At 68.7% G+C, this 14,344-nt stretch carries 18 protein-coding genes; 6 read left to right on the top strand and 12 right to left on the bottom strand.

The features are described 5' to 3' along the window. Positions 1–5 precede the first annotated feature (5 nt). From CLU95_RS06105 to CLU95_RS06070, 8 genes are all read right to left on the bottom strand, one after another. Positions 6–1,052: an ABC transporter permease gene (locus CLU95_RS06105; protein ID WP_099791373.1), complete on the bottom strand. Its 1,047-nt coding sequence runs from the start codon at positions 1,050–1,052 to the stop codon at positions 6–8. Then, entirely contained in the window at positions 1,049–2,557 is a 1,509-nt protein-coding gene (locus tag CLU95_RS06100) for a sugar ABC transporter ATP-binding protein (RefSeq protein ID WP_099791371.1), read from the bottom strand. The genes CLU95_RS06105 and CLU95_RS06100 overlap by 4 nt, the downstream gene beginning before the upstream one ends. 7 nt (positions 2,558–2,564) lie before the next feature. Beyond that, positions 2,565–3,647: a TMAO reductase system periplasmic protein TorT gene (gene torT, locus CLU95_RS06095; RefSeq protein WP_099791369.1), complete on the bottom strand. Its 1,083-nt coding sequence runs from the start codon at positions 3,645–3,647 to the stop codon at positions 2,565–2,567. A 50-nt stretch (positions 3,648–3,697) separates the two neighbouring features. Next, positions 3,698–4,675 (bottom strand): biotin-dependent carboxyltransferase family protein, encoded by a 978-nt coding sequence (locus CLU95_RS06090; protein WP_099791367.1) that lies wholly within the window; start codon positions 4,673–4,675, stop codon positions 3,698–3,700. Continuing rightward, positions 4,665–5,561 carry a 5-oxoprolinase subunit B family protein gene (locus CLU95_RS06085; RefSeq protein WP_099791365.1) on the bottom strand — a complete coding sequence of 299 codons (897 nt, stop codon included), beginning with the start codon at positions 5,559–5,561 and terminating at the stop codon, positions 4,665–4,667. Before CLU95_RS06085 ends, CLU95_RS06090 begins: the two co-directional genes overlap by 11 nt. 61 nt (positions 5,562–5,622) lie before the next feature. Next, the gene (locus tag CLU95_RS06080; RefSeq protein WP_099791363.1) at positions 5,623–7,014 is read right to left on the bottom strand and encodes an acetyl-CoA carboxylase biotin carboxylase subunit; all 1,392 of its coding nucleotides are present in this window, start codon (positions 7,012–7,014) and stop codon (positions 5,623–5,625) included. An 11-nt stretch (positions 7,015–7,025) separates the two neighbouring features. Next, the gene (locus CLU95_RS06075) at positions 7,026–7,274 is read right to left on the bottom strand and encodes an acetyl-CoA carboxylase (RefSeq protein ID WP_070062539.1); all 249 of its coding nucleotides are present in this window, start codon (positions 7,272–7,274) and stop codon (positions 7,026–7,028) included. 40 nt (positions 7,275–7,314) lie between these two features. Next, a complete protein-coding gene (locus CLU95_RS06070) occupies positions 7,315–8,091 on the bottom strand; it encodes a 5-oxoprolinase subunit PxpA (protein ID WP_099791361.1) in 777 nt (258 codons plus the stop codon). Between the two features lie 235 nt (positions 8,092–8,326). Between CLU95_RS06070 and CLU95_RS06065 the strand changes: the two genes are divergently transcribed. From CLU95_RS06065 to CLU95_RS06050, 4 genes are all read left to right on the top strand, one after another. Beyond that, positions 8,327–9,253 (top strand): LysR family transcriptional regulator, encoded by a 927-nt coding sequence (locus tag CLU95_RS06065; RefSeq protein ID WP_099791359.1) that lies wholly within the window; start codon positions 8,327–8,329, stop codon positions 9,251–9,253. A 140-nt stretch (positions 9,254–9,393) separates the two neighbouring features. Then, the gene (locus CLU95_RS06060; RefSeq protein WP_099791357.1) at positions 9,394–9,678 is read left to right on the top strand and encodes a DUF427 domain-containing protein; all 285 of its coding nucleotides are present in this window, start codon (positions 9,394–9,396) and stop codon (positions 9,676–9,678) included. After that, the gene (locus CLU95_RS06055) at positions 9,675–10,424 is read left to right on the top strand and encodes a 2OG-Fe dioxygenase family protein (protein WP_099791355.1); all 750 of its coding nucleotides are present in this window, start codon (positions 9,675–9,677) and stop codon (positions 10,422–10,424) included. The genes CLU95_RS06060 and CLU95_RS06055 overlap by 4 nt, the downstream gene beginning before the upstream one ends. Positions 10,425–10,554: 130 nt before the next feature. Next, positions 10,555–10,995, top strand: a complete 441-nt coding sequence (locus tag CLU95_RS06050; protein ID WP_056579296.1) for a universal stress protein — start codon at positions 10,555–10,557, stop codon at positions 10,993–10,995. On the opposite strand, the gene CLU95_RS06045 is transcribed toward CLU95_RS06050, so the two are convergent. Next, a complete protein-coding gene (locus CLU95_RS06045) occupies positions 10,982–11,662 on the bottom strand; it encodes an RluA family pseudouridine synthase (protein ID WP_099791353.1) in 681 nt (226 codons plus the stop codon). The two genes, CLU95_RS06050 and CLU95_RS06045, sit on opposite strands and share 14 nt — an antisense overlap. Positions 11,663–11,724: 62 nt before the next feature. Between CLU95_RS06045 and CLU95_RS06040 the strand changes: the two genes are divergently transcribed. Further along, the gene (locus tag CLU95_RS06040; RefSeq protein ID WP_099791351.1) at positions 11,725–12,984 is read left to right on the top strand and encodes an MFS transporter; all 1,260 of its coding nucleotides are present in this window, start codon (positions 11,725–11,727) and stop codon (positions 12,982–12,984) included. Positions 12,985–12,991: 7 nt separating this feature from the next. On the opposite strand, the gene CLU95_RS06035 is transcribed toward CLU95_RS06040, so the two are convergent. Genes CLU95_RS06035 through CLU95_RS30850 form a run of 3 tightly spaced genes read right to left on the bottom strand, consistent with a single transcriptional unit; the run spans position 12,992 to position 13,712 of the window. Beyond that, positions 12,992–13,276 carry a 2Fe-2S iron-sulfur cluster-binding protein gene (locus CLU95_RS06035; RefSeq protein ID WP_099791349.1) on the bottom strand — a complete coding sequence of 95 codons (285 nt, stop codon included), beginning with the start codon at positions 13,274–13,276 and terminating at the stop codon, positions 12,992–12,994. Beyond that, positions 13,273–13,569, bottom strand: coding sequence for a VF530 family DNA-binding protein (locus CLU95_RS06030; RefSeq protein WP_099791347.1), 297 nt, complete (start codon positions 13,567–13,569; stop codon positions 13,273–13,275). The genes CLU95_RS06035 and CLU95_RS06030 overlap by 4 nt, the downstream gene beginning before the upstream one ends. Continuing rightward, a complete protein-coding gene (locus CLU95_RS30850) occupies positions 13,566–13,712 on the bottom strand; it encodes a hypothetical protein (protein ID WP_180288555.1) in 147 nt (48 codons plus the stop codon). Before CLU95_RS30850 ends, CLU95_RS06030 begins: the two co-directional genes overlap by 4 nt. Positions 13,713–13,799: 87 nt before the next feature. Between CLU95_RS30850 and CLU95_RS06025 the strand changes: the two genes are divergently transcribed. After that, positions 13,800–14,318, top strand: coding sequence for a GNAT family N-acetyltransferase (locus CLU95_RS06025; protein ID WP_099791345.1), 519 nt, complete (start codon positions 13,800–13,802; stop codon positions 14,316–14,318). The last annotated feature ends 26 nt before the right edge of the window (positions 14,319–14,344 follow it).

Here is a 14,344-nt window from a genome sequence, read left to right as displayed (position 1 = left end):
GCAGCTCAGTGGCTGCCCGGTGCCACCATGCGATGGCGGATCTGGTCGGCGACCACGGCCACGATCAGCAGCGCGCCCAGCACCACCATCTGCAGGTACGAGCCCACGCTGGCCAGGTTCATGCCGTTCTGCACCAAGCCGATGAAGATCGCACCCATCACCACGTTGGGCACGCGGCCGATGCCGCCGCGCAGGCTCACGCCGGCGATCACGCAGGCGGCAATCGATTCGAGCGCCACGGTGCCGCCGAGGTTGGCCTCGCCAGTTTCCACGCGCGCGGTGAGCAGCAGGCCGCTCACCGCGGCCAGGCCCGCGCACAGCAGGTAGGCCATGAGCAGCACGCGGCGCGTGTCGATGCCCGACAACGCCGCGGCCTTGGCGTTGCCGCCCACCGCGAGCAGGTGCGTGCCGGTCGGCAGGCGGCCCATGAGCACGCCCATGCCGACCACGCACACGGCCGTGACGAGGATCGGCACCGGCACGCCGAGCACCGTGCCGAAGCCGAACAGCTCGCTGAACTCCGCCGGCATGCCCGACACCGGCACGCCGCCCGTGAGGAACAGCGCAAAGCCGAAACCGATCGACTGCACGCCCAGCGTCACGATGAAGGGCGACACGCCGATCACCGCCACGCCGAAGCCGTTGACGAGGCCCACCACCAGCCCGGCGAGCATGCCGCAGGCGCAGCCGACGAGCACCACCATCCAGGCCGCGTCGGGAAAGGCCACGCCCAGCGCCTGCATGGCGAGCGCGGAGACCACCGAGGTGATCGCCATCACGGTGCCCACCGAGAGGTCGAAGCCGCCGGTGACCAGCGCCAGCATCTGGCCCATCGACACGAGGATCAGGTAGACCGACTGGCGCAGCAGGTTCACGAGGTTCTGCGCGGTGAGGAACTGGTCGGACAGCGTGGCGAACACCACGCAGGCAATCACCAGCATGAAGGGCAGCACGCCCAGGCGCAAAAAGAGGCCGCGCAGCAGGCCGAGGGCACGCCCGGCCAGGCTGGGCGTGGGAGCCGTCGGGGCGGCAGTGAGGGAAGGCGAAGTCATGAGGATGGGTTCTCGCTGGGGCCGAAAAACAGGTTGAGCACGGCGGTTTCCTGGATGGCGTCGCCGTGCAGCTCGCCGGCGATTTCGCCGCGGCACATCACGTACACGCGGTGACTCAGGTGCAGCACCTCGGGCAGGTCGGACGAAATCACGACCACCGCCGCGCCGCCTTCGCAGAGCTTGCGGATCACCTCGTACAGCGCGCTGCGGGTGCCGACGTCCACGCCGACCGTGGGCTCGTCGAACACGTAGAGCGCGGCGTCGCGCGTCATGCCCTTGCCGAACAGCACTTTCTGCTGGTTGCCGCCCGAGAGCAGGCCCACGGGCCGTTCGAGGTTGCGCGGCGCGAGTTCGACGCGCTCGGCGGCCGTCGTCGCAAGCCGCCGCCCAAGGCGCTTGCGCAGCCAGCCACCGCGACCGCGCAGCGGCCCGTGCACCAGCGGCAAGGTGATGTTGGCGCGCGACGTGAAGCCGAGCACCAGCCCTTCGCCCTTGCGGTCGGGCGGCAGATAGAAAAGGCCATCGTCGAGCAGCTGGCGCACCGTGGCGCCGGTGCGCGGCTGGCCCTTGAACAGCACGCGGCCTTCGCTCACGGGGTCGAGCCCGTAGATCGCGCGGAACAGCTCCGACTTGCCGCAGCCCACGAGGCCCGCGAACCCGACCACTTCGCCGCGCCGCACCATGAGGCTGGCATGGCGCACGCCGTTGGGCGAAGCCAGTCCTTCGACCTGCAGCACCACCTCGCCGGGGTTGGCGGTGATGCGCGGGTAGATGTTTTCGATGGCCCGCCCGCTCATCAGTTCGATGAGCCGGTCGGCGCTCGCGGCGTGGGCTTCCACGGTCGTGACCTTGCGGCCGTCGCGCAGCACCGTGATGCGGTCGGCGATCTGCGCGATCTCCTGCATGCGGTGCGAGATGTAGACGATGCCGACGCCGCGCGCCTTCAGCCGCGCCACCAGTTCGAACAGGCGCTGCGTCTCGGTGTCGGTGAGCGAGGCCGTGGGCTCGTCGAGGATCAGCACCGACACATCGCCGCGCAGGCCCTTGGCAATTTCCACCATCTGCTGCTGCGCGCGCGTGAGGCCCGCCACGGGCGCGTCGACGTCGATCTCGAAACCCAGGTCGGCCAGCATCGTGCGGGCGCGCTCGCGCACCGCCGCGCGGTCGAGCAGGCCGCCCTTGCACGGCTCTTCGCCCAGGCTCAGGTTCTGCGCCACCGACAGCGTGGGGATCAGCGAGAACTCCTGGAACACCGCGCTGATGCCGTGGCGCCGCGCGTCGTGCACGTTCGAGAACTTCACCGGCGCGCCGTGCATGCGGATCTCGCCCGCCGTCGGCACGTTGGCACCGGCCAGCAGCGAGATCAGCGTCGACTTGCCGGCGCCGTTCTCGCCGAACAGCACGTGCACCTCGCCGGCGCGCAGCTCGAAGTCCACCGCATCGAGCGCCAGCACGCCGGGGTAGCGTTTGCCCAGGCCGAGGGTCTGCAGCAGCACAGGTGCCATGGCCGGCTTACTTGACCTCGAACACCGGCTTGAAGCCGGTCGGCGGCAGGATATCGGCCTGCTTCACGCTCTTGATGTTGCTGCTGTCGACCACGAAGATCTTCGGGCCGACGTGCTTCACCACGTCCTTGTTCTCCAGCAGGCGCACGGCCTGGTCGACCGCGATGCGGCCCTGGATCACCATCGAGTCGGCCGGCGAGGCCACGATGCGGCCCTTCTGGATGCCTTCGTAGACGCCGGGTGTCATGTAGAACGAGAGCACCTGCACCTTCTTGTCGAGGTTGCGCGCGCGCAGGATGCCGGTGGCGGCTTCGGCCGTCACGGCGGTGCCGGCCACATAGGCGAGGTCGGGGTTGCCCTGCAGCACGTCTTCGACCAGCTTGGCCTGCGCCTCCTTGCCGGTGTCGCCGTACTTCGGGTCGAGCGCCGTCACGGCGCTGCCCTTGATCGCTTCCATGAAGCCCTTGTGCGCGGCCTCGACCCAGCCTGCGCCGGCCGGGCCGGGGAACCAGCCGACCTTCACCGCCGGCGAGCCTGCAGGGTGCTTCTTGGCGAGGTACTCGCCGGTCGACTGGCCCATCGTGTAGAACGACACCAGCGACTTGGCCGACAGGTCGGGCGAGCTGATGCCGTTCACCAGGTCGATCACCGGCACCTTCCTGGCGGCCGTGGCCTTGATGACGTTGTTCAGCCCGTCGCCCGAGATCGCGCCGATGATCACCGCGTTGGCGCCGCGCGCCACGCAGTCTTCGATCTGCGAGACCTGCTTGCCCAGGTTGGTGTAGCCGCCTGCGTCGACCACCTGCAGCTTCACGCCCAGGCGGCGCGCCTCTTCGATCACGCCGTAGTCCACGCCGAGCCAGTAGGCGTCCTTCATGTGCGGGAACGACACGCAGATGTCCCACTTCTTCGCGGCCTTGGCCAGCGGCGTGTAGTCGATGGGTTTCTTCGTGCCCTCGGCCGAGAAGGCAGGCTCGGTGGCCTCGGCCTTGTAGGGAAACCAGTCGGCGGCCGAGGCCGGGGCGTGCCACGCCAGGGCGGTGGCGAGCGAAGCGGCGATCAATGAAACGCGCAGGGGCGAGCTGTTCATGAAGAACTCCTTGGGTGACAGCGGTGAAGAAAAGGGGAAAGGGGAACGCGTCAGGCCGCGAGTGCGGCCCGCAGGCGGTCGAGCCGTCGTCGGCGTTCGGCGCGGGCTTCGAGCGCCTGCGCCATGTCGACCTCGACGAAGCGCGCCTTGTGGTTGGGCTGCATCTGGGCGATGAGGTCCATGTCGGCGCTGATGACGGTGCCGACCATCGCGTAGCCGCCACCCGAGACCGCATCGCGGTGCAGGATGATCGGCTCGCGCCCGCCCGGCACCTGGATGGAGCCGTACGGATAGCCCGCATCGACGATGTTCGACGGGTCGTCGCCCGCGCCGAAGGGCGGCGTGCGGTCCTGGAACTTCAGAGGCGTGCCGTGCTTGTAGCGGTAGCCGATGCGGTCGGCCTCGGAGCCGACGGTCCAGGTGTCGGCGAAGAAGCTCTGCACCGACACCTCCTGCAGGCGGTGGAAGTAGATGCCCGGCAGCACGCGCAGGGCCACTTCCTTCTCAAGCACCGGCAGCAGCGCGGTATCGATCGTGCGGCCCGCGCGGGCGTGGGCAGCGGGCGTGCCCACGGGCAGCGTGTCGCCGGCCAGCAGCTTGCGGCCGTTGAAGCCGCCGAACGCGCCCAGGCCGTAGGTCGAGCGGCTGCCCAGCACCACCGGCACGTCGATGCCACCGGCCACGGCGATGCACATGCGCGCGCCGAGCTTCATGAAGTCGAAGGCGAGCTTGTCGCCGGCCTGCACCGCGAACGATGTGTTGCGCGGCACCTCGTTGCCGTTGAGCTTGACCTTCGCGTCGGCACCGGTCACGGCCACCAGCGTGGGCGCGTCGAATTGCAGCTCGGGCCCGAGCAGCGTGCTTTCGATGACGGCCGCGCCTTCGTCGTTGCCGACCAGCAGGTTCGCGAGCACCAGGCTTTGCTGGTCGAGCGCGCCCGACAGCGGAATGCCCAGGTGGTAGTAGCCGGGGCGGCCGGCGTCCTGCACGCTGGTCGCGAGGCCGGGCTTGAGCACTTCAATCGCCATGGAGCACCTTCAGGAGCTGTTGGTTGTAGCCGTCGGGGTCGGCCAAAAATTCGTTGAGCGAGAACGACACCGGCGCGATGCGCAGCGCGTAGGTGCCGGCCTCGACCTGCGCGATCTGGCGGTCGTACTCGGCGCGGTCGATGGGCTTCCACTTGACGATGTCGCCGGGCTGGAAGAACACCATCAGCTCCTTGAGGTACGACAGCCGTTGCGCCGGGTCGAAGATCGGTGCGGGCGTGACGCCGAACATCTGGTAGCCGCCCGCGCCGCGCACCGAGTAGATGCAGCTGAAGCAGCCGCCGTGGCCCAGCGTGAGCTTGGGCGTGTCGGTGCGCGGGCTCAGGTACTTGGGCACCTGGATCTGGCGCTGGCGCTCGACCATCTGGAACAGGAAGGGCAGGCCGGCCACGAAGCCGACCATCGACACGAACCAGGGCGCCGACGAGTGCGCCTCGATGAAGGCCTCGACCGAGGCGTGGCCGTTGATGCGCGCGGCGTACTCGATGTCGGTGCTCGACGGGTCCTGGTGCCGCTCGCGAAAACGCATCAGCGTCTCATGCGTCCACGGGTCGTTGTAGAGCACCGGAATCTCGACGATGCGCGTCTGCATCTGCAGGTCGGCATCGCCCAGGCCCGCCTCGATCTCCTTCAGCGTGGCGAGCAGCGCGTCGGGCGCGATGGTGTCGGGGTCGAAGCGCACGAGGTACGCGGCGTTGGCCGGGCAGATCTCGGTCACGCCGGGCAGGGCGCGGCGGCGCAGCTCGTTGCAGATCGCCATGCCCTTGAAGAAGGCCGGCAGCGACATCTCTTCGCTGATCTCGACGAACAGGTGCTCGTCGCCGCCGAAGCTGTAGCGGGCCTGGGCGGGGAGGGTGCTGGCAGTCATTCAAAAACCTCCGTGCTTCGCACTGCGGTGCGAGCTTGCTTGGGGCGGCCCGGCGCGGCGCTCATGCGGCCACCTTCAAGGCAGGGGCGTCGGGCAATGGATTGGCCGCGAGCCAGGTTTCGAGAAAGCCCGTGTGGAACGCGGCCTTCGCCACGTCGGCGTCCTCGCACAGCGCGCGGTGCAGCGGGATCGTCGTGTGGATGCCTTCCACCTGCAGCTCGCCGAGTGCACGGCGCATGCGGGCCAGGGCACTGGCGCGGTCGGTGTCGTGCACGATGAGCTTGCCGAGCAGCGAGTCGTAGTACGCGGGCACGGTGTAGCCGGGGAACAGGAAAGTGTCGAAGCGCACGCCGGGGCCGCCCGGCACCACGAGCTGTGACACGAGGCCGGGGCTCGGCATGAAGTTCTTTGCCGCGTTCTCGGCGTTGATGCGCACCTCGATGGCCGCACCGGTCAGGCGGATGTCTTCCTGCTGCAGGCGCAGCGGCTGGCCGAGCGCGATGCGCAGCATCTCCTTCACGAGGTCGACGCCGGTGATCATCTCGGTGATCGGGTGCTCGACCTGGATGCGCGTGTTCATCTCGATGAAGAAGAACTCGCGCGTGTCGTCGTCGTACAAATACTCGAGCGTGCCCGCGCCGCGGTAGGCCACGGCGCTCGCGAGCCGCAGTGCCGATTCGCACAGCGCGGCGCGCGTGGCCTCGCTGATGGCGGCCGAGGGTGCTTCTTCCCAGACCTTCTGGCGGCGCCGCTGCAGCGAGCATTCGCGCTCGAAGCAGTGCACCACGCGCTGGCCGTCGCCCAAAATTTGCACCTCGATGTGGCGCGCCTGGCGGATGAAACGTTCGAGGTACACCTCGCCGTTGCCGAAGGCCGCCTGCGCTTCGGCGGTGGCGGTGGCGAACTGCTGGCGCAGCTCGGCCTCGTCGTGCGCCACGCGGATGCCGCGCCCGCCGCCACCGGCCGAGGCCTTGATCATGATCGGGTAGCCGATGTCCTTCGCGACTTCGACGGCCGTGTCCGGGTCGGTCACCACGCCCGCGCTGCCGGGCACGGTGGGCACGCCGGCGCGCATGGCGGCGGCGCGCGCCGCGGCCTTGTCGCCCATGGTGCGGATCGCATGCGGCGTCGGGCCCACGAACACCAGGCCCGCAGCCTCGATGCGCTCGGCGAACTCGGCGTTCTCCGAAAGGAATCCGTAGCCCGGGTGCACCGCGCCGGCGCCGCTGTCGGCGGCGGCCTGCAGGATGGCGTCGATGCTCAGGTAACTCTTGGTGGCGTGCGCCGGGCCGATGCGCACGGCCTTGTCGGCCATCTGCAGGGCGAGGCTCTGCGCGTCGGCGTCGCTGTAGACGGCGACGGTCTTCAGCCCCAGCTCTTTCGCGGCGCGGATGATGCGCACCGCGATCTCGCCCCGGTTGGCAATCAGCAGTGTGTCGAATGCGGCGGTCATGGGCAGGTGTCTCACGCCGTTTCGATGACGGCCAGCAGCTGGCCCGGATCGACCGGCTCGCCGTTCTCGACGGCGAAGCTGGCCAGGCGCCCGGCCGCGTCGGCCGTGACTTCGCTGAACTGCTTCATCACCTCGACCAGGCCGAGCACGTCGCCCACGGCCACGGTGTCGCCTTCGGCCTTGAACGGCGGCGCGTCGGGCGCCGAGCGGCGGTAGAAGGTGCCCGGCAGCGGGCTCAGGACTTCATGGGTAGCGGGCATCGGGGCACTCCTGGAACAAGATCGGGAAAGGTGAAAAAACTCAGGCTGGCCTGGCGAGGCCTGCAACTTCGATGCCGTGCGCAGCAAGGGCGCGCCGCGTGGCCTGCACGAGCGCGAGCGCGCCGGGCGTGTCGCTGTGGATGCAGACCGAGTCGAAGCCGATCGCAATGTCTTCTCCTTCGACCGTGCGCACCACACCCTCGGTGCAAGCGCGCAGCACCTTGGCGGCCACGGCCTCGGGGTCGAGCGCGCCGACGCGGCGCGTGAAGACGATGGAGCCGCTCAGGTCGTAGTCGCGGTCGGCATAGAACTCGCGCACCACCGGTTGACCGAGTTCGCGCGCCACCTGGAAGGTGACGGACGATTCCATGCAGAACAGGCGCAGCGTCGGTTCGATCTGCTGCAGCGCGGTGACGAGTGCGCGCGACAGCGCCTCGTCGCGCGACGCATGCATGTAGAGCGCGCCGTGCGGCTTGATGTGTTGCAGCGTCATGCCGGCCAGGCGCGCGAACTCGCGCAGTGCACCGAGCTGGTAGACCATGTCGTTCACCAGCTCGTCGGCCGGTGCGTTGATGTGGCGGCGCCCGAAACCCACGAGGTCGCGAAAGCCCGGGTGCGCGCCGATGCCCACGCCGTGCGTGCGGGCCAGCTGCACCATCCTGCGCATGATGTTCGGGTCGCCGGCATGGAAACCGGTCGCGATGTTGGCCGAGCTGATCAGCGGCATGAGCTGCTCGTCGACGCCATCGCCGATGGTCCAGGGGCCGAAGCCTTCGCCCATGTCGGAATTCAGATCGATCCGCGTTGTCTTCGTCACGTCGTCCCGCCTTTGTGTGTGGTGTGCATCGCCGAGGGGCGGTGCAGGTTGGCGCGAAGGTTAGCCAGCGGTCGACAGGCCGAAAAGCATTGTTTTCAGGCGGGTCGATATCTGAAAAACAGATGCTGCAAGCCGCTGGAATGGGCGCTACGCTGGAGGGAAGCGATCGCGCGGTATCGGGTTTTCGCCCGAGGCAGGCAGCGCGTATCCGTAAATACCCTAGGAAGACGGCGCCATGTCCCTGACCCTTCGCCAGCTCAAGTACTTCTCTGCGGTGGCCGAGGTGGGGCGCATCTCGCACGCGGCGTTGCAACTGAACATCTCGCAGTCGGCCGTGACCACCGCGATCCGCGAGCTCGAAGAGATGATGGGGCAGCAGCTCTTCGAGCGGCACCCGCACGGCGTGGAACTCACCAAGGCCGGGCGCCGTTTCCTGAGCCACGCCTATGCAGTGCTGTCGGCGGCCGACGAAGCGGTGCGCATGCCGCACGAGGGCGAGAACGTCGAGGGCTCGCTCACCATTGCCGCCAGCTACACGGTGCTGGGCTACTTCCTGCCGCACCATCTGCAGCGCTTCGAGCAGCTGCATCCGCAGGTGACGGTGAAGGTGCACGAGGTGGCGCGCGAGGCCATCGAAGAGGGCCTGATCACGCAGCGCTACGACATCGGCGTGGTGCTCACGTCGAACGTGGTGCTGCGCGAGCTGTCGCTCGAAACTTTCTTCGGCTCGCAGCGCCGGCTCTGGGTGCCGGCCAAGCATCCGCTGCTCGACAAGGCCGAAGTGACGCTGGCCGACGTGGCGGCCGAGCCCTACATCATGCTCACGGTCGACGAGGCCGCGGCCACCGCGCTCAAGTACTGGAGCAAGACGCCGCACCAGCCGCAGATACGGCTGCGCACGAGTTCGGTGGAGGCGGTGCGCAGCACGGTGGCCAACGGGCTGGGCGTGACGGTGCTGTCGGACATGGTCTACCGCCCGTGGTCGCTGGAAGGCAAGCGCATCGAGACCATCAACCTGCGCGACGCGGTGCCGACCATGAACATCGGCCTGGGGTGGAAACAGGGCGTCGAGTTTTCGCCGGCGATGACGGCGTTCCGCAATTATTTTCGGCAGCTGTTTCTCGAGCCGGCATCGGGGCGCACGGGGCGCGGTCGGGGCTGACACGGCCAGGGAAACCCTGCCGGCATCGGGCCGGGATGACCCGGCGCAAGGAAAGCACCTCGCGCCAGCGTCACAATAGTCACTGTCCCGAGCGCGCAACGCGGCATCGGCACCTTGCACCTCCCCCGGAGATCGATCCCATGAAAGCAACCTGGAACGGCGTCACCATCGCCGAAAGCGACGACACCGTGCTCGTCGAAGGCAACCACTACTTCCCGATGAGTTCGCTCAATCGCGATGCGGTCACCTTCAGCAACCACAAGACTACCTGCCCGTGGAAGGGCTCGGCGAACTATTACTCGCTGCTGGTCAACGGCGAACTCCACGCCGACGCCGCCTGGTACTACCCCGACCCGAAGCCCGAAGCCGAAGAAATTCGTGACCGCGTCGCGTTCTGGAAGGACGTGAAGGTCAGCGCCCAGTGAGCACCACCGCCTTCGCTCCCCCGTTCACGCCGCCGGCCGAACTGGCCGGCGCGCTGCGCGAACACGGTTATGCGGTGCTGAGCCCGCAGGGCGTGTGCGAGTGGCTCGGCGTGCCGCTGGCGCAGCTCGAAGCGCTGCACGCCGACTGGAACGACCTGCCGCCCGACGAGTACCTGAAGGACGGCGGTCGCTATCGCACGCGGCGCCACGCCTGCTTCACGGTCGATGCCGACGCCGCGATGGCGCCAGTGCCGCACCGCGCGCACTGGCAGCCGGTCGAATACAACGCGTTGCACGGCGGCATGCAGCGCTGGTTTGCGCCGATGCTCGACGCCACGGTGGCTCAGCCCGTGTGGCAGCGGCTGATGCAGCAGCTCGGCCAGGTCAGCAGCGACATGCGCGGCGCACCGCAGCGCTGGTTCGTGGAAGCGCACCAGTTCCGCATCGACACCGCCGGCGGCATCGGCCGCCCGACGCCTGAAGGCGCGCACCGCGACGGTGTCGACCTGGTGGCCGTGGCGCTCATCGGGCGCCAGGGCATCAAGGGCGGCGAGACGCGCGTGTTCGAGGCCAACGGCCGGCGCGGCGAGCGCTTCACCATGACCGAACCGTGGACGCTCCTGCTGCTCGACGATGCACGCGTGATCCACGAATCGACGCCGATCCAGCCGCTGGAAGAGGGCGGCGATGGGTGGCGCGACACGCTCGTCGTCACCTGCCGGTCCGAGGGTTTCCAGGGGGATTGAGACGCCTGCGGGCTTCGCTGGTCGGAGTCCTACAGGGCGGGTTCTGCAGAGCGGTTAAATTCGGGGCCCGACCCGGTGCGAACCGGGTCCGTCAGTCTGTCTGTCTGCGAACGCTAAGCGAGGTCCCGCCATGTTCAATCACATCCTGGTCCCCATCGACGGCTCCGAAACTTCCATGCTCGCGGTCAGCAAGGCCAGCGGTCTCGCCCTGGCCTTCGGCAGCCGCATCACGCTGATCCACGTGATCGACAACTACCCCTTCATCGGCGTGGGCGCGGACTACGCGCTCGGCCAGAACGAATACCTCGCGGCAGCCACCGCCAGCGCCAATGCGGCGCTCGCACGCGGCGTGGCCGCCCTGGCGGCCGAAGGCCTGCACAGCGACCAGCGCGTGATCGACGGCCACGTGGTGCACGAAGGCATCGTGGACACCGCCATCGCCATCGCGGCCGACCTGATCGTGATGGGCTCGCACGGCCGCAGCGGCATCGAGAAACTGCTGCTGGGCAGCGTGACGCAGCGCGTGCTGCAGGACGCGACCATGCCGGTGCTCGTCGTCAAAGGTCGCTGAGCCACTCCGCAGCGAACCCCGCCGTACATTCGAAGTGCAACGGCTCCCGCGTCGCGGGATGCACGAACCCCAATTCCCTGGCATGCAGCAGCAGGCGCGGTGCGCGTGCCTGCAGCGCGGCATCGCCGTACAGCGCATCGCCCAAAATCGGGTGCCCGATCGACAGCAGGTGAACCCGCAGCTGGTGTGTGCGGCCGGTGAGCGGCTCCAGCAGCACATGCGTGGCGGCAGGGCCACCGGGCGGCGACACGCTGGCCAGCGCGCGCCAGCGCGTGAGGCTGGGCTTGCCCGCAGGATCGATTTTCTGCAGCGGCCGGCGCGGCCAGTCGGCCATCAGTGGCGCGTCGATGACTGACCAGTCGCCCTGCTGCGGCATCACGCCGTCGACCACGGCTTCGTAGCGCTTGTGCACCTCGCGGTCGGCAAAGGCCGTGCTCAGGGCGCGTTGCATCTCCAGGCCGCGCGCCATCACCACGAGGCCGCTGGTGCCCATGTCGAGCCGGTGCACGATGAGCGCGTCGGGCCACTGGCGCTGGGCGCGCGCGCTCAGGCAGTCCTGCTTGTCGTCGCCGCGACCGGGCACGCACAGCAGGCCGGCGGGCTTGTCGAGCACCAGCAGGTGGGCGTCTTCGTGAATGGGGCGCAGGTCGGGGGGCGAGGCGGTCATGGGGACAACGAGTGTAGAGAGGCTCGGAAAGGCAGAAGAAGCCTCGGCTATCCTCGACCGATATGCCCGGCGCCGCTTCTTCCTCGTCTCCTTCTTTCTCCGACCTGAGGCGCGAGCGACCCTTCATGCAGCTGTGGGTGGCGCGCCTGTTCGGCACCGCCGCCTCGCAGATGATGCTCGTGGCCATCGGCTGGCACATGTACGAGCTCACCGGCAGCGCGTGGGACCTGGGCCTGGTCGGGCTGTACCAGTTCGTGCCCGCGCTGCTGCTGGCGCTGCTGGCCGGCCATGTGGTGGACCGGCACCACCGTGCCCGCATCGTGGCGGTGTGCTTCGCGGTGCAGGGCACCGTGGCACTGGCGCTGCTGTTCGCGGTGCTGCACAGGAACGACACGCGCGGGCTGCTGCTCGGGCTGTCGCTGGTGCTCGGCGCGGTGCGCGCCTTCCAGATGCCGGCGCAGCAGGCGCTCACGCCGTTGCTGGTGCCGCCGCTGCTGCTGTCGCGTGCGATGGCGTTCAGCTCGGCCGGCATGCAGGGCGCGATCATCGGCGGGCCGGCGCTCGGCGGGCTGCTGTTCGTGGCGGGCATGGCGGTGGTCTACGGCGCGAGCGTGCTGTGCTTCGTGATCGCCTGCGTGCTGGTGCTGCGGCTGCGCTACGACCACGCACCGGCCGCGCGCGAGCCGGTCACCCTGGCCACGGTGTTCGCGGGGGTCAATTTCATCTGGCTGCGCAAGCCGGTGCTGGGCGCGGTGTCGCTCGACCTGTTCGCGGTGCTGCTGGGCGGCGCGGTGGCGCTGCTGCCGATCTATGCCAAGGACATCCTGCACACCGGGCCGTGGGGCCTGGGCCTGCTGCGCAGCGCACCGGCGGTGGGCGCGCTGGTGATGTCGATTGCGCTCACGCGCCGGCCGGTCGAGCGCAACGTGGGGCGCACGCTGCTGCTGGCCGTCGGGGCGTTCGGGCTGTGCATGGTGGTGTTCGGGCTGTCGAAGAGCTTTTTGGTTTCGCTCATTGCGCTCGCGGTATCGGGCGGGGCCGACATGGTCAACGTCGTGATCCGCCAGACGCTGGTGCAGCTGGAAACGCCCGACGCCATGCGCGGGCGGGTGAGCGCGGTCAACTCGATCTTCATCGGCGCGAGCAACCAGCTCGGCGAGTTCGAATCGGGCGCCACGGCGGCGCTGCTGGGGCCGGTCGGCTCGGTGGTGCTCGGCGGCGTGGGAACGATGCTGGTGGCGCTGACGTGGTTCCGGCTGTTCCCGTCGCTCGCGCAGCGCGACCGGATGGTGGTGGCACCGCCGGCTTCGGTGCGGCCTTAGCCGTTCGTCAGTCGAAGAGGGCGCGGGCCTGCGGCGTGTCGAGCGTGAGGTCGCTCAGTGCCTCGGCCACGCACGGAAGAATCCAGCCGTCGATCTTCTCGTCGAAGCTCAGGCCCGGCCATTCGATGAGGTGGCGGCTCTCGCCGGAAAGCCGCTGGCAGATGCAGGTGCGGCAGGTGCCGTTGCGGCACGAACTCGGCAGCTCGATGCCGGCCGCCTCCGCCGCTTGCAGCAGCGTGACGCCCGCCTCGGCCTCGAATTCGAGGCCCGACGGTTCGAGGCGGACCTTCATCGCGTGGGAGGATCTTGGGGTGGCTGTTGTTGCTGCTGTTCGCGGCGTTGCTCGCGCAGCATGAAGAGATACAGGCTCTCGACCTTGTCGCGCGCCCACGGCGTCTTGCGCAAGAATTTGAGGCTGGAACCCACGCTGGGCTCGCTGATGAAGCAGCGGATCGGCACCAGGTGCCCCAGCTGCTCCCAGCCATAGTAGTCGGCCAGCGCGGTCACGACAGCCTCCAGCGTGAGGCCGTGCAAGGGGTTGCGCGGCTGCGCCGGCTTGGGGGCGGGCGCGGGGGCGTCGGTCACTTGTTCTTGAGCTTGCCGCGCGGAATCACCGCCGTGGTGACGGTGCGCACGGGCTCGATGCCGCCGGTGGGGGCCTTCGGCGGCGAAGTGTCCTTCCTCGGTTTCTTGGCTTCCTTGTTGGTGCGTTGCTGACCCTTGGCCATATGCTTTCTCCAGTTGATACGTGCGGATGCAGCCGGCAGTTTAGCGGTGCGGCGACAATAGCCGGTTCCACACGTTTTTCCGCTTTCATGTCCGATTACGAAGTTCGCCCCGCCACGATGCGCGACGCCAAGGCCGTCGCCGAAGTCCATGCCCTGTCTGCCAAGGCTGCCTACGAAGGCATCCTGTCCGAAGACGACCTGCGGGTGCTGGCGCCCGCCTCGCGCGAGGCCAAGTGGCGCGAGGCCATCGAATTCAGCGAACCCCAGGTCCATGTGGTGACGCACGGCAGCGAGATCGTCGGTTTCGTCGGCTTCGACCGCTCGCGCGACCCCAAGACGCCGCCCACCACGGGCGAAATCTGGGCCATCTACGTCAAGCCCGAGCACTGGGGCAAGGGCGCCGGCGTGGCCCTCTGGGACGCCGCCCGCGAAGGCCTGGCCGAAGAAGGCTGCACCACGGTCACCATCTGGGTGCCGCTGCGCAACGACCGCGCCATGCGCTTCCACGAACTCGCCGGCTTCAAGCGCGAGATGAAGACCGCCAAGACCACGGCGCTCGGCACCGTGCGCGTCGAAGAGATCCGCCTCAAGCGCGTGGTGGACTGATCCACCCCCGGTCGCACCGTACGGTC

Source organism: Variovorax sp. 54, from assembly GCF_002754375.1.
In the GTDB taxonomy this organism is placed as follows: domain Bacteria; phylum Pseudomonadota; class Gammaproteobacteria; order Burkholderiales; family Burkholderiaceae_C; genus Variovorax.
The sequence above is the reverse complement of the archived record's forward strand: the minus strand, read 5'-3'. Positions and strand labels throughout refer to the sequence as shown.